The organism is Halorubrum salipaludis (assembly GCF_002286985.1).
Lineage (GTDB): Archaea > Halobacteriota > Halobacteria > Halobacteriales > Haloferacaceae > Halorubrum > Halorubrum salipaludis.
Genome location: NZ_NSKC01000002.1, coordinates 19,722 through 45,085, shown reverse-complemented (window position 1 = coordinate 45,085; position 25,364 = coordinate 19,722). Strand labels below are relative to the sequence as shown.

Below are 25,364 nucleotides of genomic sequence, written 5' to 3'. Positions count from 1 at the left end.
AGGAACTCCCGGACGACGTATAGTCGTTGCGTCGGCGTCGTGCGTGCGTCTGACAACTCTCGGAGCGCCGGCGAGCGCGCCGGCGACGGCGAGGGGCCGCGGTGCCGCGCGACTTTTCACCTCGCGGCGCAACCGATCGGACGAACATGGCGACCCGCGAGGCCCTCTGGGACTACCGCGACGAGTTCGGCGACGCCTTCGGTCGCACCTACTTCCGCCGGTTCGGGTCGGGCGTGGTCTCCAGCGTCGGGATCGGGACGTACCTCGGCGACCCGACCCCCGCGGTCGACGACGCGTACCGGAAGGCGATCGACCTCGCGCTCCGCTCCGGCGTGAACCACGTCGACACCGCGGTCAACTACCGATGCGGGCGCGCCGAGCGCGTCGTCGGCGAGGCGGTCCGGGACTCGCCGATCGACCGCGAGTCGATCGTCGTGGCCACGAAGGGCGGATTCCTCCCGTTCGACGGCGAGCGTCCCGACGACCCCGCCGCGTACGTCCGCGAGCGATTCGTCGAGCCCGGGATCGTCGCGCCCGACGACCTCGCGAACGGGGCGCACGCCATCTCCGCCGACTTCCTTGAGTGGTCCCTCGACCGGTCGATAGAGCGGCTCGGGCTCGACGCGATCGACTGCTACTACGTCCACAACCCGGAGACGCAGCTGGCGGTCAGGTCGCGATCGGACGTGTACGACCAGTTGGAGGCGGCCTTCGAGCTGCTGGAGCGTCGGCGCGCCGCGGGTGACATCGGGGCCTACGGCGTCGCGACGTGGGACGCGTTCCGGGTCCCGGAGGACGACGAGCGCTACCTCTCGCTCGCCGAGGTGCTCGCGCGGGCCGAGGCCGCCGGCGAGGCGGTCGGCCCCGGCGACGACCACGGGTTCGAGGCGGTACAGCTCCCATTTAACGTCGCGATGGCGGACGCCTTCACGCGGCGGAATCAGCGGCTCCCGGGCGGGGAGAGCGACGCGGAGCCGGTCTCGACGCTCGAACTCGCTCACGAGGCGGGGCTCTCCGTGGTGACGAGCGCGAGCATCGGGCAGGGCGAACTCGCCGTCGAGGGGGCGATCCCGGCCGACGTCGACGCGACGCTCGCGGGCGAGACCCCGGCCCAGCGCGCGCTCAACTTCGCGCGGAGCGCGCCGGGCGTCACCTCGTCGCTCGTCGGGGCGAGCGACCTGGACCACCTCCGCGAGAACGTCGCCGCCGGCACGTTCGATCCGCTCGGCGCGTCGGCGTTCGACGCGGTGTTCGAGTGAGGTCGGCCGGCCACAAGACGTTTGTCGGGACCGGTCCAAGCCGGGGGCATGTCCCCCACGCGGCGAGCCCTCCTCCGGAGCGCGTCGCTCGGCGCGCTCGCGCTCGGCGGCTGCCTCCGCACCGATCCGCCCGGCGGCGACGGCGCGACCTCGACGAGCCGATCGACCGCAGGCAGCGACGACGACCCGACCGTGTTGACGGTCAGAAACCCCGGCGGCGAGGCGGCCGTTCTCGACCGGGCAGCCGGTGGTGACGGGAGTGACGGGGATGACGGAGCCGGCGGCGGGAGCGACGAGGCCGACACCGACCCCGCTCCGGTCTCCCGCGAGATCGTGACGACCGACGACCGGGCGGCCGAGCTGACGGTCGCCGCGGGCGTCGACGAGGCGGACCGCTCGCGGGTCCGGTCGTTCCTCGACGACACCGACTACGAGACGGAGACGGTGTTCGTCGCCCGCGCCGGCATCAAGTCGTGTTACCGGCTCCGGATCCGGTCGGTCTCGTGGCGGCCGGGTCGCGTCGAGTACGAGTACTGCCGGGAGCTCCGGCCGCCCGACGCGGCCTGCGAGGCCGGCGCGCGCGACGCCGTCGGACTGCTCTTCAGGCTCCCGGCCGCGCTCGACTCGCGGCTCACCGGGTCGGGAGCGAGCGGGCGCGCTCCCTGTCGGGCCGTCGAGACGGAGTACGACCGGATCGACGCGAACGCGACCGTCCCGGGAGACGACACGGCGCTCGGCGGGAGCGCGGACGACGGGAGCCCGGACGACGGGGGCTCGGACGACGAGGACTTAGGCGATGGACCGACCGCCGGGGAGTCCGGAGGTGACCGCTCGTGACCCGGCGGCTCACTCGCCGGGAGGCGCTGTCCGCCGCCGGCGCGCTCGCGCTCGGCGGGTGTCTCGACGGCGACCGGGGGCGCGACCGAGGGTTCTGGGACGACCCGCCGTCGCTCGACACGGCGGGGGCGTCGGCGGCGGTCGAGGCGCCCGTCCCCGACCGACCGCGGCTCGTCCCCGTGTCGATCGACTCCAGGGCCTCGGCCGCGTTCGCCGACCGCGTCGACCGACTGCTCGACCCGATCCCCGACCCGCTGACGGCGGAGAGGCTTCCGAACGGGGCGATCCGGGAGCAGATCGCGGCGGGGCGCGACGACGCCCGCGACGCGGTCCCGACGCCGGGGGAGTCGCTCACGCCGCTCGCGCGGGCCGAGCGCTTCGCGACCGCGCGGGGCCGCGCCGCGACCGCAGTCGGGACGTGGGCCGCCGTGACGACCGAGGGCGACCCGCGAGGGGTGACGGAGCGCGTGGGGACCGTCCGGAACCGGATCGGCGAGATGAGGGACGACCTCCCGGGGACCGCGTCGTCGCCCCTCGCCGGCGCGGCCGTGTACGGCCCGATCGAGCGCTGGCTCGACGTTGCGAGCCGCCGGGACCTCGTCGGCTCTACGGGCGTCGCGGACGGCGCGGACCCGCTTCGAACCGGGGAGGCGGTCGGCGACGTCGAACGGGTGCAGTCGCAGATCGAAGCCGGGCGACACCTCCGCGACCGGTACCGGGAGTCGCTCTCGGAACCGCGGGCGGTCGGGGCCCCGCTTCGCGCGGCAGCGGAGCGGGTCGGCGCCGCGATCGGCGACCGGCTCCGAGAGCTTCACGAAGACGAGAACGACCCGATCGGTCTCAGGGGAAGCCCCGGCATGGACGCGTTCCTCGACGACCGGCCGGTCGCGCGCGACGCGCCCAGCGTCTCGCTCCTTTCTCGCGTGACCCACCGGACCTTCGAGGACCTCCGGTTCGACCCGGTCCCGGTCGGCGACTACACCCCGGACCACCCGGCGACGGCGCTCACGCGGACTGCGCTCGCCGGCGTCCGACTGCGGGCGCTCGACGACCTCGCCGGACTGATCGAGGACGGGGAGACGCTGTTCCCGGAAGACGCCGACGCGGTCGAGGACGCACGCGAGGACGCGGTCCGGTCGGTCGACCGGCTCGTGACGAGCGCGAACCCCCTGGCGCGCTGGCTCGGGGGACGGTTCCGCCCCCTGTTCGCCGAGCCCGACGACGCGCTCGAAGCGAGCAGTCCCGAGGCCCGCCGGGCCGCCGAGGCGTTCGCCGCGTACCGGTGGATCGAACTGATCGGCGACGAGGCGGACCCCGTGCTGGCGTCGGTCGGCGACGCGGTCGAATCCCGCGGCGGGTAGCCGAGGGGGACCGGCGAGGAAGGGGTGAACGCCGGGGCCGCCTACCGCTCGCGCTCCGACAGCCGGTCCGACGACCGCGATGCATCGCCGTCGCGCCCCGGAGCGGAGTCGCGTCGCGTCGCCGATCCGAGCCGGCCCGACGCTTCGGCCTCGCGTTCGCGGGCGTCGGCGATCCGCTGCGTCGCGTCGGCGATCGAGTCGAGCGCGGCGAACAGCCGGTAGCTGACGTACAGGCCGACGGGGAGCGCGACGCCGACCATCACGCCGAGGAGGACCTGTCCGACGATCACGAGGGAGTAGGCGATCACGAGTAGCGAGAACAGGGCGAGCATCGCCCCGACCGGCGTTCGGAGGGCCTCGGAGGGAGAGAGCGGGTTGTGGACCATACGCGGCGCTACCGGCGCGGGACACTTAAAAAATAAACGCGAGCCGTCCGCGGGAGTCGCGGAGTCGCGACTGCCCTCAGTCGTCGGCGGGCGCCGCGGAGTCGCCGGCGGAGACGCCGGTCCCGGGCCCGATGTCGATCCCGAGCGCCTCGAGCTTCTCGTCGGGGACGACGCCGTCGACCCAGTCGCGGGTCTCGTAGTACTCGTCGAGCATCTGGTCGAGCTCGACGAGCTGGCCCTCGCTGGCGCCCGTGCCGGGGATGGCGTCCGGGTGCCCCTCGATGAACCGGTTCGGCAGCGTGTCGTCGCTGCCGTCGAAGCCGGCGAGGTTGTTGTAGTAGCGTTCGAGGTTGTAGACGCGCTCGCCCGCCTCGAACAGCTCGTCCTCCGTGAGGTCGCGGCCGGTCATGCCGTTGTACTGGAGCACGTACTCCTCGATCCCCTCCGCGAACGCGCTGAACTTGCAGATGTCGAAGGAGTCGGAGACGGCGTGCAGGTTCTGGAAGGTGACGGTGAGCTCGCCCTTCCCCTCCCACTCGTACGGATCGACCTTCTCCGGAATGCCGAGGATCTCGGCGGCCGGCGTGTAGCCGCGCAGGTGGCAGGCGCCGCGGTTGGAGGTCGCGTACGCGATCCCCATGCCCTTCATGCAGCGCGGGTCGTACGCCGCCATCGTCTGGCCCTTGACGGAGAGCTTGTTGCCGTGGGCGTCCTTCGCGTCGGCGACGCGCTCGGGGCCCTCCGCGAGGAGGTCGCCGAGGTCCGAGGAGCGGTGACCGATCTCGTCGATGAGGTCGATCATCGTCTCGGAGTCGCCCCAGTCGAGGTGGCCGACGCCCTCCAGTTTGCCCTCCTCGCTCATCTCCATCGCCATCGCCATCATGTTGCCGGACTCGATGGTGTCGATGCCGAGGTCGTTACAGCGGTCGAGCATGACCGCGATCTCGTCGCGGTCGTCGTGCCCGGAGTTCGGGCCGAGCGCCCACGCGGACTCGTACTCGTACGACTCCATGCGGACGTTCATGTCCTCGCCCTTGTGGACCACGTCGACCTCGACCTCCTTCTTACACGCCACCGGACAGGAGTGACAGGTCGGCTCGTCGACGAGGATGTTCTCGCGGACGTTCTCGCCGGAGACGCGCTCGGCCTGGACGTCGACGCCGTCGGCCTCGCTGTACGCCTCGGTGGAGGTGTGTCGCGCGTTCTTCGTCGGGAGGCCGTCGATCTCCTCCGTCGCGTTCATCAGGACGTTGGTGCCGTACATCGAGAGCCCGCCCTCGTTGGGGGCGGTCACGTCGGACTCCCGGATGACCTCCATCGCCTGCTGGTACCCCTCCTGGAACGTCTCAGGGTCGGCCGGCTTCGGCATGTCGGTGCCGCTTTTCACCACGACCGCCTTCACGTTCTTCGAGCCCATCACGGCGCCCGTGCCGCCGCGGCCCGAGGCGCGGTCGTCCTCGTTGATGACGCAGCCGTAGCGCACCTCGTTCTCGCCGCCCTGTCCGATCGCCATCACGGAGACGTTCCGACCGACCTTCCCGTCGACCTCCTCGCCGAGCTGGTCGATGGTGTCGTGGACGCCCTGCCCCCAGAGGTGGGAGGCGTCGCGTACCTCGACGTCGCCGTCCTCGACGAACAGGTAGACGGGCTCGTCGCTCGCGCCGTCGAGCAGGAGACCGTCGAGCCCGGCCCACTTGAGCCGCGCTCCGGACCAGCCCCCGTGGTGCGAGTCGGTGACCGTCCCCGTCAGCGGGGACTTGGTAACGAACGCGATCCGACCGCTCATCACGGTCTGGGTCCCCGTGAGGGGACCCGTCATGATCGCGAGCCGGTTGTCCGGCCCCAGCGGGTCGACGTCCGGGCCGGCGTCGAAGACGTACTTGACGCCGAGCCCGCGCGCGCCGATGTACTTCTCCGCGTCCTCCTCGTCGATCCCCCGGTAGTCGACCGCTCCGTCCCCGAGATCGACCTGTGCAACTCGGTCTCTGTAGCCGCCCATTTCAGTCATGTAATGCTCGTTCATTATAGACGGACTGTAGCGGGTTAGTTGTTCACCTCCGGTCGAAACGGGAACCGGTTACGTCGGAGCCCCCGCGGTCGACGGGGCGATATATAAACGGTGGTCTCGAAGAATCCGGAGAAAATCGCCGACATGACGACGCTTGCGCATGTGTCGCACGGACGAGACGAGGGCCGTACTGCCGAGCGGTTTCGGGAGGGACGACGCGCCGGGAGGCGACGGCGTCCGAATCGGGGCAGTCCGTGACCGCTAACTTCGCTGGCCGCGGACGAGAGGGCGTGAATCGGACCGACCGCGGACGCGACGGCGACGCCAGCGACGCCGACGAGACCGATGACGCCGACGGCGACGCCAGCGACGCCGACGAGACCGATGACGCCGACGGCGACGCCGACCCCGCCGCAGGGAGAGGGCGGAGCGACGCGCGGCTGGGCACCGTCGCGTTCGCGCTGGCGGTCCTCGTCGCGTCGGTGATTCCCGTGTCGCGTGTCGCGTCCGGCGGCGGGGCGGAAAGCGGGGCCGGCTGGCCGGGAATCGGCGCGGTCGGCGCGCTTCCGTTCGAAGTCGGGCTCACCGACCCGTTCCACCTCGTCGGCTACGCGGTCCTGACGGTCCTCGCGAGCCGCGCGATCGGTCGGGGGCGGCGCGGGCTCCTCCTCGCCGCCGCCGGAGCGGTCGCGTTCGGTCTCGGGATCGAACTCGTGCAGGCACCGATCCCGTGGCGGTCGTTCGCGTGGCGCGACGCCGCCGTCAACGCGGTCGGGGCGGCGATCGGGTCGGCCGCGCTCGTCGCGGCCGGTGGGATCGGCTCGGGCGACGAGACCGACCCGGACGAGGCGTCACGCACGCGCCGCTCGCAATGACGACACGGCTTTACGCGTTCGCCCGCTTCCTCCGGTAATGAGCAAGCCGAGCCCCGACGCGTACGAGCAGGGGCGCGGGATGGACGCGCACAACGCCGTGATGCGCGACATCCGCGCCGAGCGCTCGGAGACGTACGACCCGACCCAGCCCACCCGCGTGTGGATCGACGAGGACAACACGCCCGACGGGGTCGTGAACTCCCTCACGATCATCTTAAACACCGGCGGCTGTCGGTGGGCCCGCGCCGGCGGCTGCACGATGTGCGGCTACGTCGCGGAGTCCGTGGAGGGCGGCAGCGTGAGCCACGAAGCCCTCATGAACCAGATCGAGGTCTGCCTCGACCACGAGCGCGAGGAGGCGGACGCCCCCGCAGAGCTGATCAAGATCTACACCTCCGGCTCGTTCCTCGACGAGCGCGAGGTCCCCGCGGAGACCCGCCGCGCCATCGCCGAGACGTTCGCGGACCGCGACCGGATCGTCGTCGAGTCGCTGCCGGACTTCGTGAGCCGAGAGAAGATCGGCGACTTCGCGGACCACGGCATCGCGACCGACGTGGCGGTCGGGCTGGAAACGGCGACCGACCGCGTCCGTCACGACTGCGTGAACAAGTACTTCGACTTCGCCGACTTCGAGGACGCCTGCGCGGAGGCGGCCGCCGCAGACGCCGAGTTCGACGCCGACGTGGGGATCAAGGCGTACCTCCTGATGAAGCCCCCCTTCCTCGCGGAGCCCGAGGCCGCCGCCGACATGATCGACTCGATCCGGCGCTGCGCCGACGTCGACGGCTGTCACACCGTCTCGATGAACCCGACGAATGTCCAGCGCTACACGATGGTCGACGAGCTGTTCTTCGAGGGCGGCTACCGGCCGCCGTGGCTCTGGTCGGTCGCGCACGTCCTCGAGGAGACCGCGGACGTCGACGCCATCGTGGTCTCCGACCCGGTCGGACACGGCTCCGACCGCGGGGCGCACAACTGCGGCGAGTGCGATGACCGCGTCCAGACAGCGATCAAGGACTTCGACAAGCGGCAGGACCCGAGCGTCTTCGAGCAGGTGTCCTGCGAGTGCGAGGCGACGTGGGAGCTCGTGATGGAGGAGGAGACGAGCTACAACATGCCGCTCGCGCGGTAGCTCCGCCTTTCGCCCACCCCCTTCCGACCACCTCCTTTCGCCCCCCGTCCGAAACGGGAGCGATCGAGGGCAATCGCGATCAGCTTATTCCACTATTCCGAAACGTTCGATCTGGTTCTCCCGTTTTTTCGGACGGAATTTGCATGAGAATGCGGACCATACCGATCGATCAGGTCGAAAAAGACCCTTATACCTCCGGATACTGAGGTAACGTATGAACGCAGACGCCAGCGGTCCTCGGTCGGACGCCAGCGGTTCCCAGTCCTTCCGCGCGAAGTCGGTGCTGTTCTGTGCGGAATGCAGCTTCGAGAACCCCGTTTCGGAGGGGTGGCTCGTCGTCAGCGACGGCGACGAGCGCACCGTCGTCTGTCCGGAGTGCGGCCACGTCGCCGACCACCGGACGGAGCGGTCGGCCCCGGCGCCGTCGCAGCCCGCAGACTGACTCGCGACTCGGTCGGACGGCGATCGAACCGGCTTTCTTCACTCTCTCTCCGGCGCTCGCTCAGCGAGCACCGGGATCGCGTCCAGTCGCTCGTCGTCGAGCGCGTTCCAGTCGATTCCGTCCGGTCGCGCGTCCGTGGTCTCGGTCCGAACCGTTCGCTCCGGAGTCACAACCAAGTCGAGCGGCACGTCGTGGGCGTCCGGCGCGGGGAGATCGGACTCGCTCCCCTCGACCGCCGATTCGGGGCCGTCGAGGACGGACAGCTCGTGGACCGTCGTCGCGACCGTCGTGTCCGCGTCGACCGCGCCGAGCTCGCTGAGCACGCCCCACTCTAAGTCGCTGTACCCCTCGCCCTTTCCGATCCGGGCGCCGTCGCTCGTGACGCCCACGGAGCCGGCGACGATCAGGTCGACGCGCGGCACGTCCTCGGGCGCGGTGGGAACGCCGTACTCGTCGATTCCCGAGACGGTGGTGGCGTCATCGATCTCCTCGGGCGGGATCTCGGCCGGATCGAGCCGGAGGAACGGGTCCGGGTCGCGGAGCCGCGGCTGGGCGACGAAGACGGTCTTCCCGGCGCGGAGCGCGGCCCGGCGGACCGGCAGCTGCGGCGCGTCGGGGTTGCACTTCAGGGTCGCCGCGTCGCGCCACTCGGGCGCGTCGGCGAGTCGCTCCGCGGCCGCGTCGGCCCCGGCGAAGTTCGGGATCCGACCGTGGGGCGGGAACGGGAACCGCGCTTGATCCCCCGCGTCGAAGGCGTCCCAGACGGCTTCGCGAACGGCCTGCTTGTCCATGGATCAAAGAGGAAGCGGGGCGACAAGTACCCCTCGACCCCGAAGCCGTCCCCCTCGCGTCCTGCGATCGTTTATTTACCGGTGTATTTATACATCAGATTCGTGTGAAGTAACTTATGCTCGAAGACGGACTCTCGTACCCGGTTCGCGGCGACTGGATCGGCCGGATCATCATCGGCGGGATACTGGGGCTCTTCTCCGTGCTCCTCCTCCCGGCGTTCGTCATCGTCGGGTACCTCGTGCGGGTGCTCGAAGAGACGATCGCCGGCGAGGAGGTGCCGCCGGAGTTCACCGACTGGGGCGACCTCCTGATGAAGGGTGTCATCGGAACGATCATCACGATCGCGTACACGGTGGTTCCGGTGATCGTGTACGGGGTCGTCGTCGCGGTCGTGGTCGGCACCGGCGGCGCGGTCGGCGGGGACGCCGGCGCCCTCATCGGCGTCGTCGGTCTCCTGCTCGCGCTGGCGTTCATTCCGGTACTATTCCTCGTCTACTACGCGGTCCCCGCCGGCCTGACGGCGTACGCGGCCCGCGGCGAGATGGCCGCCGCGTTCGACATCGACCTCCTGAAGCCCACCCTGTTGAGCACCGAGTACCTCGTCGCCGTGCTGATGCCGATCGTCGTGGCGGTGATCACGTGGGTCGTCGCGGGCGTGCTCGCGGCGACGATCATCGGACTCCTCCTCGTCCCCTTCGTCCAGTTCTACGGGCAGGTCGCCGTCTTCCGGATGTTCGGGGCCGCGTTCGCGACGGTGAACGAGCAGATCGACGCCGATCCGGCCGACCCCGACACCGGCGCGGTCGGCGGCGACGAAGTCACCTACTGAGCGGTCCGACTGCGGTCCCGCGACGCGCCTTTTAAACCGTTCAACCGCCCACGTACGGGTATGTTCGAAGACCGGCCGGACCGCGACGCCGAGGTCGTCCTCGTGGGGCGCTCGAACGTCGGCAAGTCCACGCTGATGCGCGAGCTCACGGGTCACGACTTCTCGACCGGCGGCAAGCCGGGCGTGACCCGCCAGCCGAACCACTTCGACTGGGCCAGCGAGGGGTTCATGTTCACGGACCTGCCCGGCTTCGGGTTCATGTCCGGCGTCGAGGAGGAGCACCGCGAGGCGATCAAGACGAACATCGTGCGCTACCTGGAGGAGAACGCCGACTCGATCCTGGCTGGCGTCGTCGTGATGGACGGGAAGGCCGCCGTCGACATCATCGACCGCCACGCCGAGCGCGGGAACATCCCGCACGACGTGGAGATGTACGGCTTCCTCGAAGACGTCGGCGTCGAGCCCATCGTCGCGGTCAACAAGACCGACAAGATAGACGACCTTGACGAGCGGCTCGACGAGATCTGCGACCGCCTCGGCCTCTACCCGCCGTGGCAGCAGTGGTCCGACCGGATCGCCCCGATCTGCGCGAAGCGCGGCGACATCGAGGCGTTAGAGGAGTGCCTCCGGACGCGCTTCCACGAGCACAACCGCGACGACCTGCTGAAGTTCGTCTCCTGAGGCCGCGCGTCTTTTAAGTCGGCTGGCGGCGATGTCGCGCGCATGAACGCCCGTCCCGCCGCGGCGATCGGCGTCGCGCTCGCGACCTTCCTCGCCGTCGCCGCGCTGCTCACCGAACTCCTCGCGGCCCGGATCGCCTTTTCGGCGATCGTCGGGCTTCCGATCGGACTCCTCGCCGGCGCCGCGGCGGGGATCGCGACGTGGACGCGCCTCTGGGCCCTCCCGCGGGCACGGCCGCCCCTGCTCGGGGTCGCCGCCTTCGGCTACGCCGTGCTCGTCGCCGCCGCGGTCTCGTACACTGTGCCGCCGACTCGCGGGTTCGTCGGCGTCGACACGGCGGTCCCGTTCGCCGCGGGCTGTGCGGTCGTCGCGTTCCTGCTCGGTCGTCGGTACGCCGACCGAATCGGGTGAGTCGGTGGAGGGGAACGGGCGGTTCCGTCGCAGTCCTCCGCAGTGGACCGTTTCACATCTCGATCGGTCAGACCGGTACCCAGTGATCGGGAGCGGGAGGAGGTCCCACACGGTGGTAGAGTGGTTGTTTATAAGCCGGAGTGTGGTGGTGCTGGCGGATGTTTAGAAGCGATCGTCGCCCTCAGGCCCACTCGATCCGGTACACTTCGGCGTCGATGTCTCGGGAGGCGTCGGTGTGGTGGTCGAACTGCGCCTCGATCGCGAAGTCGGCGGCGAACGCGTGGGTGACCTCGCCGCCGTTGTCGGCCGCGAACGCCTCCACGAACTCGCGGCTGCCGGCGTTGTGGACCGAGTAGGAGACGGCCGCGACGCGGCTCGCGGTCGCGAGGAACCCGCGGTCGGCGTTCCGGTTCCCGTCCTGCGCGCCGAACGGCGGGTTCATCACGACGGTCACGGGGTCGGGCACGTCGAGCGGGAGCCGCGTCGCGTCGCCCTGCAGCCAGTGGACGGGGGCGCTGGCGGCGACCCGACGCTCGTTTTCGAGCGCGGTCGCGAGCGCGTCGCGGTCGAGTTCGATCCCGAGCACGCGCGCTGGGCCGCGGAGGGCGGCGGCCAGCGCGAGCATGCCGGTCCCGGTGCCCAGATCGAGGACGGTCCGCCCGTCGACGTCGCCGTGGAGGTCCGCGAGGTGGACGACGTGCGCCGCCAGATCGGGGGGCGTCGGGTACTGTTCGAGCGCGGCGCTGGGCGCCTCGAAGCCGGCGACGACGCCGAGCTTGGTCGCGAGCGAACGCTTCGACGCCATCCGGTCAGGCGGGGGACGAGCCGTCGTCGACGCGGACGAGCTCGACGCCCTCGCGGCGCGCGCGCTCGGCGAGCGCCGACAGCGCCGGCTCGGCGGCCTCTCGGTCGGCGACCTCGCCCAGCCGGACCTCGATCCGGCCGGCGCCGAGGAAGGAGGCGGCGCGGACGAACTCGCGGAGCCGGTCGGCCTCGCGCTGGGTGGAGAGCGCGTCGTCGCAGTCGAAGCAGGCCGCGACGGAGAGCGTCGCCGGCTGGTAGCCGCGGGCGGAGAACTCGGCTTTGAGGTCGCGGAGGTGTTCGGGAGCGGTGCTTTCGAGGTCGGCGGCGTCGACGACGATGGGGTCTATCTCCGCGGGGCGACAGCCGCGGAGCGTGGCTTCGATCCCGTCGGACTGCGTCGTGCTCATACTCCTCTATATGTATTAGTAATACAAAAGCTTTGGTAAATGCTTTATAGTAATATATCGCGGACGACGACGGCTCGGCATCGATCCGACATCGGCTCGATAGCAGTCCGACATCAGCCCGATAGTAGTCCGACATCAGCCCGATAGTAGTCCGACATCAGCCCGATAGCAGTCCGATCTCGGCCAGTGATCGGCCCGGATCTGCCGGCGGTTCCGACCGTCGAGCTCGGTCACGTTTCGTGTTCGTGTCGCCGTCACAACCCGCGTTCGTCCCGTCGTCGCAACCGGCCGATCCGGAGTCGGCTCGAATCAACCCAGACGCGGTAAACGGGCCACAGAGTAGCCTTCAAGCCGGTTTACTCGTTCAGTCGGAGCGGCGCTTGAGCCGGGCGAACCTGCGACCCGGGACAAAGGTTTAAATGCGGCAATAACCAGAAACCTTATAATGGAACGTCCGAGCCGCCAGCGCCAACAGGAGCGGGAGACCGAGCAAGAATCGGACGAAGAAACGGTGTCCTGTCCGGAGTGTGACTCCACCGATATCGTCACCGACGCCGATCAAGAGCTCGTCTGCGAGGACTGCGGCCTGGTGCTGGACGAACGGAACATCGACCGCGGCCCGGAGTGGCGCGCGTTCAACCACTCGGAGCGCCAGTCGAAGTCGCGCGTCGGCGCCCCCATCACCGAGACGATGCACGACAAGGGGCTGACGACGACGATCGACTGGAAGGACAAGGACGCCTACGGCCGGTCGCTGTCCTCCGAGAAGCGGTCGCAGATGCACCGGCTGCGCAAGTGGCAGGAGCGGATTCGGACGAAGGACGCGGGCGAGCGCAACCTCCAGTTCGCGCTCTCTGAGATCGACCGCATGGCCAGCGCGCTCGGGGTACCCCGATCGGTCCGCGAGGTCGCCTCCGTCATCTACCGACGCGCGCTCAACGAGGACCTCATCCGCGGGCGCTCGATCGAGGGCGTCTCCACCGCCGCCCTCTACGCGGCCTGCCGACAGGAGGGGATCCCCCGCTCGCTCGACGAGGTCGCCGACGTGTCGCGCGTCCCGCAGAAGGAGATCGGGCGCACCTACCGCTACATCTCCCAGGAGCTCGGATTAGAGCTGAAGCCGGTCGACCCGAAGCAGTTCGTCCCGCGGTTCGCCTCGTCGCTCGAGCTGAGCGAGGAGGTCCAGTCGAAGGCGACAGAGATCATCGACGTCTCCGCGGAACAGGGACTGCTCTCCGGGAAGTCCCCGACCGGCTTCGCCGCCGCCGCGATCTACGCCGCGTCGCTGCTGTGCAACGAGAAGAAGACCCAGCGCGAGGTCGCCGACGTCGCGCAGGTCACCGAGGTCACCATCCGCAACCGGTATCAAGAGCAGATCGAAGCGATGGGGTTCCGGTAGGACCGCCGTCGACGACGCCCTCCGAGGAGCGGCGGGTTTGACGCGTCGCCGTGATCGGGTTTTTAATCGACACCGAGCGTAGCGTGCGACGAGATGTACTCCCAGATCCTCGTGCCGACCGACGGCAGTCCGGCGTCGGACGCCGCGATCGAGCACGCGATCGACCTCGCACGACAGTACGACGCCCGCCTGCACGCCCTCTACGTCGTCGACGGCGCGGCGTACTCGACGCTCGAAGCCGGCGCCGACGTCGTCGTCGAGGCGCTGGAATCCGAGGGGAAGGAGGCCACGCGCCGAGTCGCCGACGCCGCCGCGGACGCGGGCGTCGACTGCGAGACGACGGTCGCCACCGGCACCGCGTACCAGTCGATCCGCGACTACGTCGAGGAGAACGGTATCGACGTGATCGTGATGGGGACGCACGGCCGGCGGGGGCTCGACCGCTACCTGCTCGGCAGCGTCACGGAGCGGGTGGTCCGCACCTCCGACGTGCCGGTACTGACGGTGCGCCAGCCCGCCGATGAGTGACCGATCGCGGCCCCGGTGACGACGATGCGCGACTGGCTGTCACATCGGGTCGTCTCCTCGCCGGACCACACCGCGCTGATCCGCGCCGAGGACGGCGAGGCGTGGACCTACACCGACCTCGACCGGCTCGTCTCCGAGACCGCCGGCCGGCTCGTCGGGCACGGCGTCGAGGCGGACGACAGGCTCGGCGTCCTCACGCCCCCCTACGTCGGCACCGTCGGGCTCGTCCACGCGGCGATGCGCATCGGGGCGACGTTCGTCCCCCTCGGACAGGAGCTGACGGAGCGGGAGCTCGCCGAGCGCGTCGAGCGGGCCGACCTCGACGCGGTGGTGTGCGCGGAGCCGACGGAGGACGCCGCGGTGGGCGCCGTCGAGGAGTGCGACGCCGTCGGTGAGATCCCGGTGCTCTCCGTGGACGATCCGGCGTCCCAGAGCGTCACGGCGGTCCACAGCGTCGATCCGGACCCCGTCGAGCCGGCGGAGTGGGCCGAGTCCGACTACCTCTGTGTCCTGTTCACCTCGGGGACGACAGGCGAGCCCAAGCCGGTCCCGCTCACCGCGGGCAACGTGTACAGCTCGGCGGTCGCCTCCGCGTTCCGGCTCGGCGTCGACGGCGGGGACCGGTGGCTCGTGTCGCTGTCGCTCCACCACATGGGCGGGCTCGCCCCGGTGTACCGCTCCGCGCTCTACGGGACGACGCTCGTGCTCCGCGAGGGGTTCGATCCGGGCGGCACCGCCGACGACATCGACGCCTACGACGTGACCGGGATCTCGCTGGTCCCGACCATGCTCAAGCAGATGCTCGACCGGCGGGGGACCCTCTCGGACACGCTCCGGGTGGTGCTGCTCGGCGGGGCGCCCGCCCCGGACGAGCTGATCGAGCGCTGCCGCGACTACTCGATCCCGGTGTACCCGACCTACGGGATGACCGAGTCGGCCTCGCAGATCGCGACCGCGACGCCGCGGCAGACGCGGGGGCGGCTCGGAACCGTCGGCCGACCCGTCTTCGGCACGGACGTGACGGTCGTCGACGGGGACGGGACGCCGGCCGAGCCCGGGGAGGCCGGCGAGATCGTCGTCGACGGTCCGACGATCACGCCCGGATACATCGCCGGACCGCCGGGGGATGAAGAGGGCACCCTCGACCGCTCGGCGTTCGGCCCGCACGGTCTCCACACCGGCGACGTGGGGCGCATCGACGACGAGGGGTTCCTCTACGTGCTCAACCGGCTCGACGACCGGATCGTCACCGGCGGCGAGAACGTCGAGCCCGGCGAGGTGGTCGACGTGCTCCGGGAGTTCCCGCAGGTCGAGGACGCCGCCGTGGTCGGGCTCGACGACGACGTGTGGGGCGAGCGCGTCTCCGCGCTGCTCGCGGTCGGTGACCTGTTGGGAGTCGCCGGCCCAACCGACCCGGACGAGCTAGACGAGCCAGCCAACATGGCTGATCCGGCCGATCCTGACGACTCGGAGGAGGAGGTCGGCGGCAAGGGCTCGGAGGGCGACGGCTCGCCCGAGCCGCCGGAGGGCGACATAGACCGTCGGGCCGAGAGCGACCCGGCGCCGCTCGTGGACGAAGCGCAGCTCGTCTCATTCGCCCGGGACCGACTCGCGGGGTTCAAGATCCCGAAAACCGTCGCGTACGTCGACGAGCTCCCCCGAACCGTGTCCGGGACCGTCGACCGGGAGGCCGTCCGCCGGATCCTCCGGGAGCGCGGGCACGACCCGCGGCGCGAGGCCGACGCCGATCTGGAGACGGCCGGGTTCGAGCCCGCCGATCCGGCCGATCCGGCTGATCCGGCTGATCCGGCTGATCCGGCCGATCCGGCGGACGCCTCGGAATCCGAGGACTCGTCGAGTCCGATCGAATCGGCGGAACCGCACGGGGTCGACGGAAGCGACGAGTCGCCGGGCGAGACGCCGGACCCGTCAACGCTGCCCGACGAGATCGGCTCCGCCGAGCCGACTGACGGGCCCGCCGACGCGGGAGACGGGAAATCCGACTCGGGGGACGGAAAATCCGACTCGGGGGACGGAAAATCCGACTCGGGGGACGGAAAATCCGACTCGGGGGACGGAAAATCCGACTCGGGGGACGGAAAATCCGACTCGGGGGACGGAAAATCCGACTCGACGGACGTGGACGGGGAATCACCGGGTGCGGACGACCAGTCGGGAGATTCGGACGCAGATTCGACGGAGAGAGGCGGAGATTCGGGAGACGCAGAGGAGGACTCGGAGGCCGCAGACGGAGACCCGGAAGGAGCAGACGGGGACTCCGTGGCCGCGGACGAGGAGCCGAACGATGCGGGTTCGGACGATCAGGTGTAAACTCACCCGGAGTTTTTCGTTGTTCCACGAACGTTTTGCCCGCGGGGGCCACACGTAGCCCATGGACCTACTCGACGACAGCGTCGTTCCGGAGCACGCGCGGGACGTGAAAGCGGAGGCCCGGGAGTTCGCCGCCGAGCACATCGCCCCGAACGCCAAGGAGTACTACGAGTCGGGCGAGTACCCGTGGGAGGTGCTGGAGGCGGGGATGGACGCCGGGCTCGTCGCGCAGGACATCGGCGAGGAGTACGGCGGGAAGGGGTACGACCTCGCGCAGGTGCTCGCGATCGCTGAGGAGTTCTACCGCGCTGACGCGGGCATCGCGCTCACGCTCCAGCTCGCGAGCTTCGGCTGCGAGATGGTCGAGCAGTACGGGACGGACGAACAGAAGGAGGAGTACCTCCGACCGGTCGCGGAGAACGACCAGATCTCGGGGCTCGCGGTCTCCGAGCCGGAGACCGGCTCCGACCTCGCGGGGATGACGACGAAGGCCGAGAAGGTCGAGGGCGGCTACGAGCTCACCGGCGAGAAGTACTGGGTCGGCAACGCGGTCGAGGCCGACTGGCTCACGGTGTACGCCAAGACGGGCGACGGCGAGGACCGCTACTCCAACTACACGCTGTTCATCGTCGAGACCGACTCGGACGGCTACGAGGCGGAGCACATCCCCGAGAAGATGGGGATGCGCGCCTCCAAGCAGGGCCACATCGTCTTCGAGGACTGCTTCGTCCCCGAGGAGAACGTCGTCGGGAGCGAGGGCGGCGGCTTCTACGTGCTCGCGGACTTCTTCAACCACGGCCGCGTCGTCGTCGGCGGCCACGGGCTGGGACTCGCGGCCGCGGCCATCGAGGAGGCCGAGGAGTTCGTCCACGGCCGCAACGCCTTCGGCCGCACCGTCAACGAGTTCCAGGCGGTCCAACACACCCTCTCGGACATGCGGATCGGCTTCGAGTCGGCGCGGGCGCTCAACTGGCGCGCCTGCGAGAAGGTCGCGAACAACGAGGACGCCGGCTACTGGGCCGCGCTGGCGAAGACCAAGTCCACCGAGGTCGCCACCGACTGCGCCGAGCAGGGGATGAAGCTCCACGGCGGGCGCTCGATCCTCACCGACCGCCGGATCGCCCGCGTCTACCGCGACGTGCGCATCCCGGTGATCTACGAGGGCGCCAACGACATCCAGCGGAACCTGATCTACCGGCAGTCGCGCTGAGGCGAGCGGCGGCTCCGACCGCCGCCGACCGCGTCCACGCGGGGCGCCCCGACGAAAACGCCAAGACGCCGGGGGGACACCACGAGGTATGCGACTGGAGGACTACTGGGGGATCGGCCCGAAGACGAGCGAGCGGCTCGCGGAGTCGCTCGGGACCGAGCGGGCGATCGAGGCGATCGAGGCGGCCGACGTGCGGGCGCTCGTCGACGCCGGGATCCACCGCGGGCGGGCCACCCGGATCCTCCGCCGGGCCAACGGCGAGGCCGGGATGGACGTCCTCGCCACCGGGGACACGCGCTCGGTGTACGACGACCTCCTCGCGCTGGCGGCGGGCCACGCGCTGACCGCCCACGCCGCCGACCGGATCCGCGTGCTGACGCCCCTCACCGACCGGGACGCGGTCGAGTCCCGGCTCGACGAGGTGGTCGCCGCCTGCGACGCGTGGGAAGGGTTCGACGACGGCGAGCGCGAGCGGGTGATCGAGTCGTTCGACGACTACGACGACGCGGAGGGCTCTGACCTGGCGGCCGTCGAGACTGCCGTCGCGCTGCGCGAGGCCGGGCTCACCGACGCTCCGTTCGAGGGGATCGGCGCGCTGGACGGGGACGCCCTGCGCGACGCCGCCGACGCCCTCGCGGACGTGCGGGGCGCGATCGGTCCGGCGGGGGCCGGCGGCGAGGGCGAGATCGAGGTCGCGCGCGGCGCGGACGACGAGCTGGACCGTCGGCGCGACCGGCTCGACGCGGCCCGCGACCTCGCGAACTCCGCGTTCGACGTGCTCGACGCGGTCCGGGACGGCTCACTGCGGGACTTCGAGGCGCTGGAGGCGGCGACGGTCGACCACGTCGCGCGCGAGACCGGCGTCGACCCGGCGACGGTGCGCTCGGTCGCGCCGGACGAGGCGCTCGACGCCGCCGACTTCGTCTCCGCCACGCTCCGCGACCTGGTGACGGAGCTGGAGGAGGCGGTCGCGGAGCGCGAGGCGACCGTCGCCGACGACATCCGCGAGCGGCTCGGCGGGATGGGGGTCGAGGGCGGGGACGGCGAGAATCCCGAGACCGACGACGACGAACGCGACGAATCGGGCGCGAGCACCGTCGCCGCCGCGGTCGCGGCGGTCTCCGACGCCGCGTTCCTGCTGTCGCTCGGGCGGTTCGCGGCCGCGTTCGACCTGACCCGACCGACCCTCGTCGACGACGGCGTGGCCGTGCGCAACGCCCGCAACCTCTTCATCGACGGCGACGTCCAGCCGGTGTCGTACGCGATCGGCACCCACTCGCTCGCGGGCGACCCCGGCGTGGCGAGCGCCGAGGCGCCGCCGACCGGCGACCGCGTGAGCGTCCTCACCGGGGCGAACTCCGGCGGGAAGACCACCCTGTTGGAGACGCTGTGTGCGGTGGCGCTTTTGGCGTCCATGGGCCTCCCGGTGCCGGCCGAGGAGGCCGAGGTCGGCGCGTTCGACCGGATCGTGTTCCACCGGCGGCACGCCTCCTTCAACGCCGGCGTGTTAGAGTCGACGCTGAAGTCGGTGGTGCCGCCCCTGGTCGCCGACGGCCGGACCCTCATGTTGGTCGACGAGTTCGAGGCCATCACGGAGCCGGGGCGGGCCGCGGATCTCCTGAACGGGCTCGTGACGCTCACGGTCGATCGCGGGGCGCTCGGGGTGTACGTCACCCACCTCGCGGAGGACCTGAGTCCGCTCCCGGAGCCCGCCCGGATCGACGGCATCTTCGCCGAGGGGCTCACGAGCGACCTGGACCTCCGAGTCGACTACCAGCCGCGGTTCGGCACGGTGGGGAAGTCGACGCCGGAGTTCATCGTCTCCCGGCTGGTGGCGAACGCGAAGGACCGCGGCGTCCGGGCCGGGTTCGAGCACCTCGCCGGCGCGGTCGGCGAGGAGGCGGTCCAGCGCACACTCTCGGACGCGGAGTGGTCGGAGGGCGATGACTGACGAGGGGTCGGCCGCGTCCGACGGACCGCGCCGGATCCGGTCGATCGCGGTCCACCGCGACGACGTGGCGACCGCGCTGGAGGCGACCCTCCGGAGCGATCGCGAGGTCGCGCTCCGCGTGACGCCGCCCTTCTCGGGGCGGATGCGCGCCCGGCTGCACGCGCTCGACGCGGACGGCGAGGACGGGACCGGCACCGACGCCGACCCCGCCCCGATCCACGTCGACCCGCGCGACCTCGTCGCGGACGTCCCCCCGTACCCGGAGGTGGACGAGACGATGGCGGACAACCCGGACGCCGACCTGGAGACCCGCAGAGAGCGACACACCGAGGCCGTCGAGTCGTGGCGCGAGACGATTCGGGAGTCGGTGGTCGAGAGCGTCGAACTCGACGCCGGCGGGGGTGACGGAGACGAAGAGACCGTCGAGCTCGACGTGGCCGCGCTCGGCTGAGCGCAATTGACAGCGGGAGTGAGTATGGCAAATTGGCGGATCGGTTGTTTATAAGTCAGATTGGGGTGTCGCTGGCGGCTGTTTATACGTGATCGACGTGTCTGTGGTGAACACCTCCAAAGCCCCAGCCGGCGAGGCGGGCGCACGCTCGCTGTGCTCCTCGCTCAGTCGCTGTCGCTCCTTCGCTGCGGTGCTTACGTCGCCTGCGCCCGCCTCGCGGCTGCCCCTTTGAGTCCCACCCCGCGACCGCACCGCAGCCTCACGCCTCCCCAGCCTCGTCGCCCGGCGCTTATAAGCGCCGGCCGACTCCCTCGCGCGTGCTCCTCGCGGCCTGTCGGCCGCTCGCAGGCACGCGCCACCGCACATATTTATAAGCGATCGTCGCCGTCGCTCACGACCATTTAAATACTACCTTGCCACCGACGAACTACAAAACTCACTCCCGCCGTCGATCAAGGGAGGTGTCTTCAGCGACCACCGGGTTGAACGTGACCCCGGCGGATCGGGGGCGTTCAACGGTGTCGGCTTAAAAACCGCCTTCAACTACAGCCGGAGCCGCTCGACCGCGGTGCCGGCGCCCGCGAACTCGCCGAGGACCGCGTTATCATTGCCATCCTCACCGGTGTTCGCGGCGGCGACGACGATCGTCTTCGCGTCGAGCGCCGGGTCGAGGCGGAACTCGTACTCGCCGTCCGTCGGCGTCGCGGTCTCGGAGCCGTCGGGCGTGTACACGGCGACGGTGTCCGCGTCGGTCTCGCCGGCGACGACGAGGGCGTCGTCGACGTAGTCGTCGGTCGCCGTCAGCTCCGGGGGCGCCGACCGGGCGCGCTCAACGTAGCGGTCGCGGACGACCGTCGGCGTCTCGACGGGTTCGCCGGCGTCGACGCCGTGCGCGAGCCGGATGAAGCCGGCCATCGACCACGCGAGGGGGGTGGCCCCCCCGGTTCCCTCGCCGAACTCCCAGCCGTAGTCGGTCGGGTGTTCGCGGTCCCACACCTGCTCGGGGAGCATGCGGCCGGAGTTGCCGAACCCGGCCATCGTCTCCAGAAGGGCGTCGGGTTCGAGGGCGTCCTCGTCGGTGCCGCCGAAGCCGTCGGGGCCGTCGGCGCGGGCGCGGAGCTCGTACTCGCCGCGCTCGCCGGTGAAGATCGGCCACAGGCGCCCGCGACCGTCTCCGGTCCCGGCCCACGGCGCTCCGGGGTCGCCGCGCGCGAGCTCGCCGTACGCGTCGCCGACGTACCGGTACCACGCGGGGCCGTACGGGGTGTCGACGCGGATCGAGTCGTCGACCACGGAGACGGAGTTGCGGACCACTTGGTCGTCGGCGGGCTTCACGCCGAGCCGGACCAGTTCGAGGAAGCCGCCGTCGACGATCTCCCGCTCGTCGTAGGTGGGGCCGTCGTTGGCAATCGTTCGCGGGCGACCGATCTCCGGGTCGCCGTCGGCCGTGATCCGCACGTAGTAGGGCGTCTCGCCGTGCCGCTCGGTGCCCGTCGCGGTCGCGCACCACTCCTCGACGCGGGCCGCCCAGTCATCCGCGAGCGCGAGCCACGCGAGGGCGTCGGCGCGGAGCGAGTCGGGGGACTCCCCGGCGGTGGCACCGCCGGTCTCGACTCGGTCGGCCTCGATCCGATCGGCCTCGGCGACCGCGAGCGCGGCGCCGCAGACCAGCCCCGCGATCTCGGCGGCGATGCTCGACGGCGAGAAGCCGGCCTCCTCCTCCCAGCGCTCTTGGGCCGTCTCCGGGCCGTTAGCGGCGATGTAGCCGAGCGAGCGGCGAACCTGGTCGTAGGTGTAGTCGGCGTCGGCGGGCGCGGTCCCGTGTTCGTACAGCTGCCACGCCATCACCGACGGGAAGGCGATGTTGTCCATCTGCTCGCCGCCCCACCGCGTGCGCCCGTCGATGTAGGTGTTCTGCGGGAGGAACCCGTCGTCGTCCTGCTGGGTGTTGTAGAGGTACGCGAGCGCGTTCGCGCCGCGCTCGATCTCGCCAACCTCGATCAGCGCGGTGAACACCTGATAGAGGTCCCGCGACCAGACGAAGTTGTAGCCGTACCCCCTGTCCTCCGCGGCGTACTCGGTCTCGCCCCACGGCACCGACGGGCTGGCGATCCCGGCGCCGTCGTGCCGCTTGTCCTCGACCGCCGCGAGCGTCATCAGCGCGAACCGGTACTGGGTCGCTAACTCTGCGTCGCCGATTACGGAGTCGGGGAACTCCCGGTCCGCGAGCCACTCGCGCCACGTTTCGACGTACGACTCGGAGACCGCCGGGAACCCGCGGGAGACGGCACCGCGCGCCTCGCCGAGCGCGGCGGCAGTGTCGGCGTTCTCGGCAAACCCGAGCGCGACCGCGTCTGAGACCTCGGTGCCGCTGCCGACCAGCCCGGTGAGCACCACGTTGCCGGCCGCGGTCTCGCTCCCCTCGCCGCGGTCGCCGTCCGCGAACAGCGCGTCGGCGGCGTCGCCGCCAGCCGCGAGCGCGCTCGCCCACTCGAAGCCGCCGGCGCTGTCGAGCGCGAGGGCGACCTCGAAGGGGTCGCCGCCGTCGTCGACGAGCTTCCCCGGACCGCGCTCGGCGTCGTCGTTGCGCGCGAGCAGGTGGTACCCGTCGGCGCCGCCGACGCGGTCGCCGCGGTCGTTCGTCCCGACGTTCGTGACCGTGGTGTCGACCACGGCGTACACGTCGTACTCGCGGCTCCCCTCGAACGACACGTCCGCGAGGATCGCGTCGCCGTCGGTGTCGACCGCGTACTCGACGGTGAGCGTCCAGGTGTGGCCGTGGCCGTCGCCGGTCTCCCGGATCGTCTGGCGGTACGCGAGGGCGTCGTCCGCGGTCGGCTCCGTGGTCCGCTCGACCGTCTCCGTCGCCGTCACGTGGCTCGTCTCGTCGAAGGTCCGGACCGTGTACCCCGTCTCCGGGTCGGCGACGAGGAAGTCGAACGTCCGGACGTTCATCACGTCGATCCGGGGGAACCGCGCCTCGGTGAGCGCGCCCTCCGTCAGCGTGAACCAGACCGGGACCGGGTCGTCGGCCTCGTGGTCGGCCGGGGTGCCGACGCCGAACTTCCGACCGGTCGTCCAGTGGGGCGCCTCGCCCGGCCCCCGCGGCTCGTCGTGGGGGACCGGGAGCGCCCCGTGTCGGGCGAGCGTCACAGTCGCGTCGATCCGGAGGGCGTGCGACCACGCGATCGGGGTCGCGCCGTCGAGGTCGCCGTCGTCGAACGCCTGCTCGGCGATGAGCCCGGCGTCGTTGACGAACGGCCCGTCGGGCTCGCACAGCGCGTAGAGGTCCCGGGCGGCGCCGAACAGATCGCCGGCGTCCCCGCCCCGTTCCCGGACCAGCCCGCCCAGCTCGGCGGCGGCGGTCGATCCCCACAGCGTCGCGATCGACCACACCTTCGCGCCGCCCTGCTCCGCGGTGCGCCAGTCGTCGCCCGTGAACCTGACGAGCCCCTCCACGTCCGCCGTCTCGCGGCGGAGCTCGCCGATCGTCGTCAACACGTGCGTCGTCACGCGGTCGAGAAAGGCGTCGAAGTCGACATCGGCCGCGGCGGTGGCGGCACCTCCGTCAGTTTCCCCCGCGCGCTCCTCGCGGAGCGCCGCGTACTCGGACGCCGCGCCCGCGAGCGCGAAGGTGCTGGCGTCGGGGCGGTCGTCGCGGTCCTCCGCGCTCGCGCGCTGCGGGAACCGCTCCGTGTCCGGGTTCCAGCGCTCGTGTAAGCCCGCGAGCGCGGCGGCGGCGGCCGCGGCCGCGTCGGCCCGCACGTCGTCGGGGAGGGGCGCGCGCGCCGCGGCGGCGAACGCGCGGAGGTACGTCGCGCCGGTGTGGGTGAAGCGCCCGAGCGCGTTCTCCCAGCAGTTCTGGCACCGCCGCGGGAGCCCGTCGTCCTCGGTCGTCTCCCGGAGGAAATCGAGCGCGTCCGCGATCGTGTCGTCGACGCGGTCGCGCCACTCCGGGGGGAGGTCCGCGGTCCGGCGGAGCCGGGCGAGGAAGGCGACGACCGACGCGGGCTGGTCGAGCTGGTCGTTCGGCCCGGGGGTGCCGTTCGCCCCCTCGATCCGGGCGTTCGCCCAGCCGGGGGCGACCTTGCCGGAGTCGGCCCACACCCGGTGAGGCCACGAGCCGTCGGCGTCCTGCGTGCGGCAGAAGAAGGAGGCGCTCGCGAGCAGCTCCTCGTCGGCGTCGAGACCGAGCTCGTCGCTCGCGCCGAGCAGGGCCAGCGAGGTCTCCGCCTCGTCGCGGAACCACGTGTAGCCGTAGCCGCCGGAGGTGGAGTAGAAGGCGTCGAACTCGGGGGCGGCGATCCGCGCGCCGGACTCGGCGGTGAGCAGGTCGAGCGCGCGGAGGTCGCTCGCGAGCACCGACCGGCGCGGCGCGTCGGCGGGCACGACCGGCCCGCGGCCCTCGGCGGCCTCGCGGAGGTCGTCGGCGTCGGGGTAGGCGGTCGCGACCCGCGACAGCTCGTCGATGCGGCGCTGACGGTCGGGGCCGTCCGTGATCGCGTCCTTGGCGTCGTCGACCGTCTCGCGGGTCTCGCGCCTGTCGAGGACGGCGCGGCTCGCGAGCGTGACGCGCTCGGTCCGCCCGTCGCGCTCGAAGGGCGCGCGGACGACCACGTCGGGGGTGAGCCGGGAGTCCTCGCGCTGGTCGATCTCGCCGCGGTGCGGGAACCCCTCGCCGTTCTCGCCGAGCAGCTCCGGGACCGTGCGGAGCCGCTGGCCGTGCGCGGCCGACAGCCCCGTGGAGGCGGTGAGGAAGTCATGTTCCGTGCGGTGGTACACCTCGACGACGCTGCCGGCCTCGGGGCCGGCCTCCTCGTGGACGAGGTTGCCGACGCGCCCCTCGACCATGTCGGGTGAGAACGCGCAGGCGGCGACAAGCTCCGCGCCGGCCGGCGGGGCGCCGCGCAGCTCGACGTGCGTGAGGTGGGTGTCGCTCACCACCAGGTCGAACTGGTGGATGGTGTAGCGCCCGGCGTCGTACTCGGTCTCGACGAGGGGCGTGTCGCCGTCGTAGTGCTGTCGGGTCGTGGTGAGGTCGTCGAACCAGCGGACGCCCCGTCCGGCCGTGATCCCCATGCGGAGCCGGTCGGCGCCGCCGACCCCGGACAGGGAGTACGAACAGTCGTGGACGGTGCCGTCCGGTCCGACGTGGACGAGCCGTCCGTCGTCGCCCGTGAACGCGCCGGCGGTGGTGGGTCGCTCCGCCGGGTAGCGCTCGCCGCGCCGACGTTCGTGTTCTGTGAGAGCGGTTCGCAGTCGCATGGGTT

The 25,364-nt window shown here is 71.2% G+C and carries 21 protein-coding genes; 15 read left to right on the top strand and 6 right to left on the bottom strand.

Going from position 1 to position 25,364, the window contains the following annotated elements; all coding sequences use genetic code 11:
- Positions 1–146: 146 nt before the first annotated feature.
- Genes CK500_RS02930 through CK500_RS02920 form a run of 3 tightly spaced genes read left to right on the top strand, consistent with a single transcriptional unit; the run spans position 147 to position 3,457 of the window.
- Positions 147–1,259: an aldo/keto reductase gene (locus tag CK500_RS02930; RefSeq protein ID WP_095635766.1), complete on the top strand. Its 1,113-nt coding sequence runs from the start codon at positions 147–149 to the stop codon at positions 1,257–1,259.
- Positions 1,260–1,307: 48 nt separating this feature from the next.
- Positions 1,308–2,096 carry a hypothetical protein gene (locus tag CK500_RS02925; protein WP_233138682.1) on the top strand — a complete coding sequence of 263 codons (789 nt, stop codon included), beginning with the start codon at positions 1,308–1,310 and terminating at the stop codon, positions 2,094–2,096.
- Positions 2,093–3,457: a hypothetical protein gene (locus CK500_RS02920; protein WP_095635765.1), complete on the top strand. Its 1,365-nt coding sequence runs from the start codon at positions 2,093–2,095 to the stop codon at positions 3,455–3,457. Before CK500_RS02925 ends, CK500_RS02920 begins: the two co-directional genes overlap by 4 nt.
- A 41-nt stretch (positions 3,458–3,498) precedes the next feature.
- Here the strand turns inward: CK500_RS02920 and CK500_RS02915 are convergent, their stop codons facing one another.
- Together CK500_RS02915 and CK500_RS02910 are read right to left on the bottom strand one after the other, a co-directional pair.
- Complete coding sequence (locus CK500_RS02915; RefSeq protein ID WP_095635764.1) at positions 3,499–3,843, bottom strand: hypothetical protein; 345 nt, start codon at positions 3,841–3,843, stop codon at positions 3,499–3,501.
- Between the two features lie 76 nt (positions 3,844–3,919).
- Positions 3,920–5,851: an aldehyde ferredoxin oxidoreductase family protein gene (locus CK500_RS02910; protein ID WP_095635763.1), complete on the bottom strand. Its 1,932-nt coding sequence runs from the start codon at positions 5,849–5,851 to the stop codon at positions 3,920–3,922.
- A 290-nt stretch (positions 5,852–6,141) separates the two neighbouring features.
- Between CK500_RS02910 and CK500_RS02905 the strand changes: the two genes are divergently transcribed.
- The 3 genes from CK500_RS02905 (at position 6,142) to CK500_RS02895 (ending at position 8,300) form a co-directional block, all read left to right on the top strand.
- Complete coding sequence (locus CK500_RS02905) at positions 6,142–6,726, top strand: VanZ family protein (RefSeq protein ID WP_233138680.1); 585 nt, start codon at positions 6,142–6,144, stop codon at positions 6,724–6,726.
- Between the two features lie 37 nt (positions 6,727–6,763).
- Positions 6,764–7,858: an archaeosine biosynthesis radical SAM protein RaSEA gene (locus CK500_RS02900; RefSeq protein ID WP_095635762.1), complete on the top strand. Its 1,095-nt coding sequence runs from the start codon at positions 6,764–6,766 to the stop codon at positions 7,856–7,858.
- Between the two features lie 214 nt (positions 7,859–8,072).
- The gene (locus CK500_RS02895) at positions 8,073–8,300 is read left to right on the top strand and encodes a hypothetical protein (RefSeq protein ID WP_095635761.1); all 228 of its coding nucleotides are present in this window, start codon (positions 8,073–8,075) and stop codon (positions 8,298–8,300) included.
- 38 nt (positions 8,301–8,338) lie between these two features.
- On the opposite strand, the gene CK500_RS02890 is transcribed toward CK500_RS02895, so the two are convergent.
- Complete coding sequence (locus CK500_RS02890; protein WP_095635760.1) at positions 8,339–9,091, bottom strand: 5-formyltetrahydrofolate cyclo-ligase; 753 nt, start codon at positions 9,089–9,091, stop codon at positions 8,339–8,341.
- Positions 9,092–9,207: 116 nt separating this feature from the next.
- Here CK500_RS02890 and CK500_RS02885 point away from each other — a divergent pair, with 116 nt between their 5' ends.
- Genes CK500_RS02885 through CK500_RS02875 form a run of 3 tightly spaced genes read left to right on the top strand, consistent with a single transcriptional unit; the run spans position 9,208 to position 11,013 of the window.
- Entirely contained in the window at positions 9,208–9,921 is a 714-nt protein-coding gene (locus CK500_RS02885; protein WP_095635759.1) for a DUF4013 domain-containing protein, read from the top strand.
- A gap of 60 nt (positions 9,922–9,981) precedes the next feature.
- Positions 9,982–10,602, top strand: a complete 621-nt coding sequence (gene engB / locus CK500_RS02880) for a GTP-binding protein EngB (protein WP_095635758.1) — start codon at positions 9,982–9,984, stop codon at positions 10,600–10,602.
- Positions 10,603–10,644: 42 nt separating this feature from the next.
- Positions 10,645–11,013 (top strand): hypothetical protein, encoded by a 369-nt coding sequence (locus CK500_RS02875; RefSeq protein ID WP_095635757.1) that lies wholly within the window; start codon positions 10,645–10,647, stop codon positions 11,011–11,013.
- 181 nt (positions 11,014–11,194) lie between these two features.
- On the opposite strand, the gene CK500_RS02870 is transcribed toward CK500_RS02875, so the two are convergent.
- On the bottom strand, positions 11,195–11,818 hold the full coding sequence (locus CK500_RS02870; RefSeq protein WP_095635756.1) for an METTL5 family protein: 624 nt from the start codon (positions 11,816–11,818) through the stop codon (positions 11,195–11,197).
- Positions 11,819–11,822: 4 nt separating this feature from the next.
- A complete protein-coding gene (locus tag CK500_RS02865) occupies positions 11,823–12,224 on the bottom strand; it encodes a hypothetical protein (protein ID WP_095635755.1) in 402 nt (133 codons plus the stop codon).
- Positions 12,225–12,669: 445 nt separating this feature from the next.
- On the opposite strand from CK500_RS02865, the gene CK500_RS02860 reads away from it, so the two are divergent.
- The 6 genes from CK500_RS02860 (at position 12,670) to CK500_RS02835 (ending at position 20,094) form a co-directional block, all read left to right on the top strand.
- Positions 12,670–13,623, top strand: coding sequence for a transcription initiation factor IIB (locus tag CK500_RS02860; protein WP_095635754.1), 954 nt, complete (start codon positions 12,670–12,672; stop codon positions 13,621–13,623).
- Positions 13,624–13,716: 93 nt separating this feature from the next.
- Positions 13,717–14,151, top strand: a complete 435-nt coding sequence (locus tag CK500_RS02855; RefSeq protein ID WP_095635753.1) for a universal stress protein — start codon at positions 13,717–13,719, stop codon at positions 14,149–14,151.
- A gap of 24 nt (positions 14,152–14,175) precedes the next feature.
- Entirely contained in the window at positions 14,176–16,482 is a 2,307-nt protein-coding gene (locus tag CK500_RS02850) for an AMP-binding protein (RefSeq protein WP_095635752.1), read from the top strand.
- A 61-nt stretch (positions 16,483–16,543) separates the two neighbouring features.
- Complete coding sequence (locus tag CK500_RS02845) at positions 16,544–17,692, top strand: acyl-CoA dehydrogenase family protein (protein WP_095635751.1); 1,149 nt, start codon at positions 16,544–16,546, stop codon at positions 17,690–17,692.
- Positions 17,693–17,780: 88 nt separating this feature from the next.
- Positions 17,781–19,643: a MutS-related protein gene (locus CK500_RS02840; protein WP_095635750.1), complete on the top strand. Its 1,863-nt coding sequence runs from the start codon at positions 17,781–17,783 to the stop codon at positions 19,641–19,643.
- Positions 19,636–20,094 carry a hypothetical protein gene (locus CK500_RS02835; RefSeq protein WP_095635749.1) on the top strand — a complete coding sequence of 153 codons (459 nt, stop codon included), beginning with the start codon at positions 19,636–19,638 and terminating at the stop codon, positions 20,092–20,094. Before CK500_RS02840 ends, CK500_RS02835 begins: the two co-directional genes overlap by 8 nt.
- 543 nt (positions 20,095–20,637) lie before the next feature.
- On the opposite strand, the gene CK500_RS02830 is transcribed toward CK500_RS02835, so the two are convergent.
- Positions 20,638–25,359, bottom strand: a complete 4,722-nt coding sequence (locus CK500_RS02830; protein WP_095635748.1) for a glycoside hydrolase family 15 protein — start codon at positions 25,357–25,359, stop codon at positions 20,638–20,640.
- Positions 25,360–25,364: the final 5 nt, after the last annotated feature.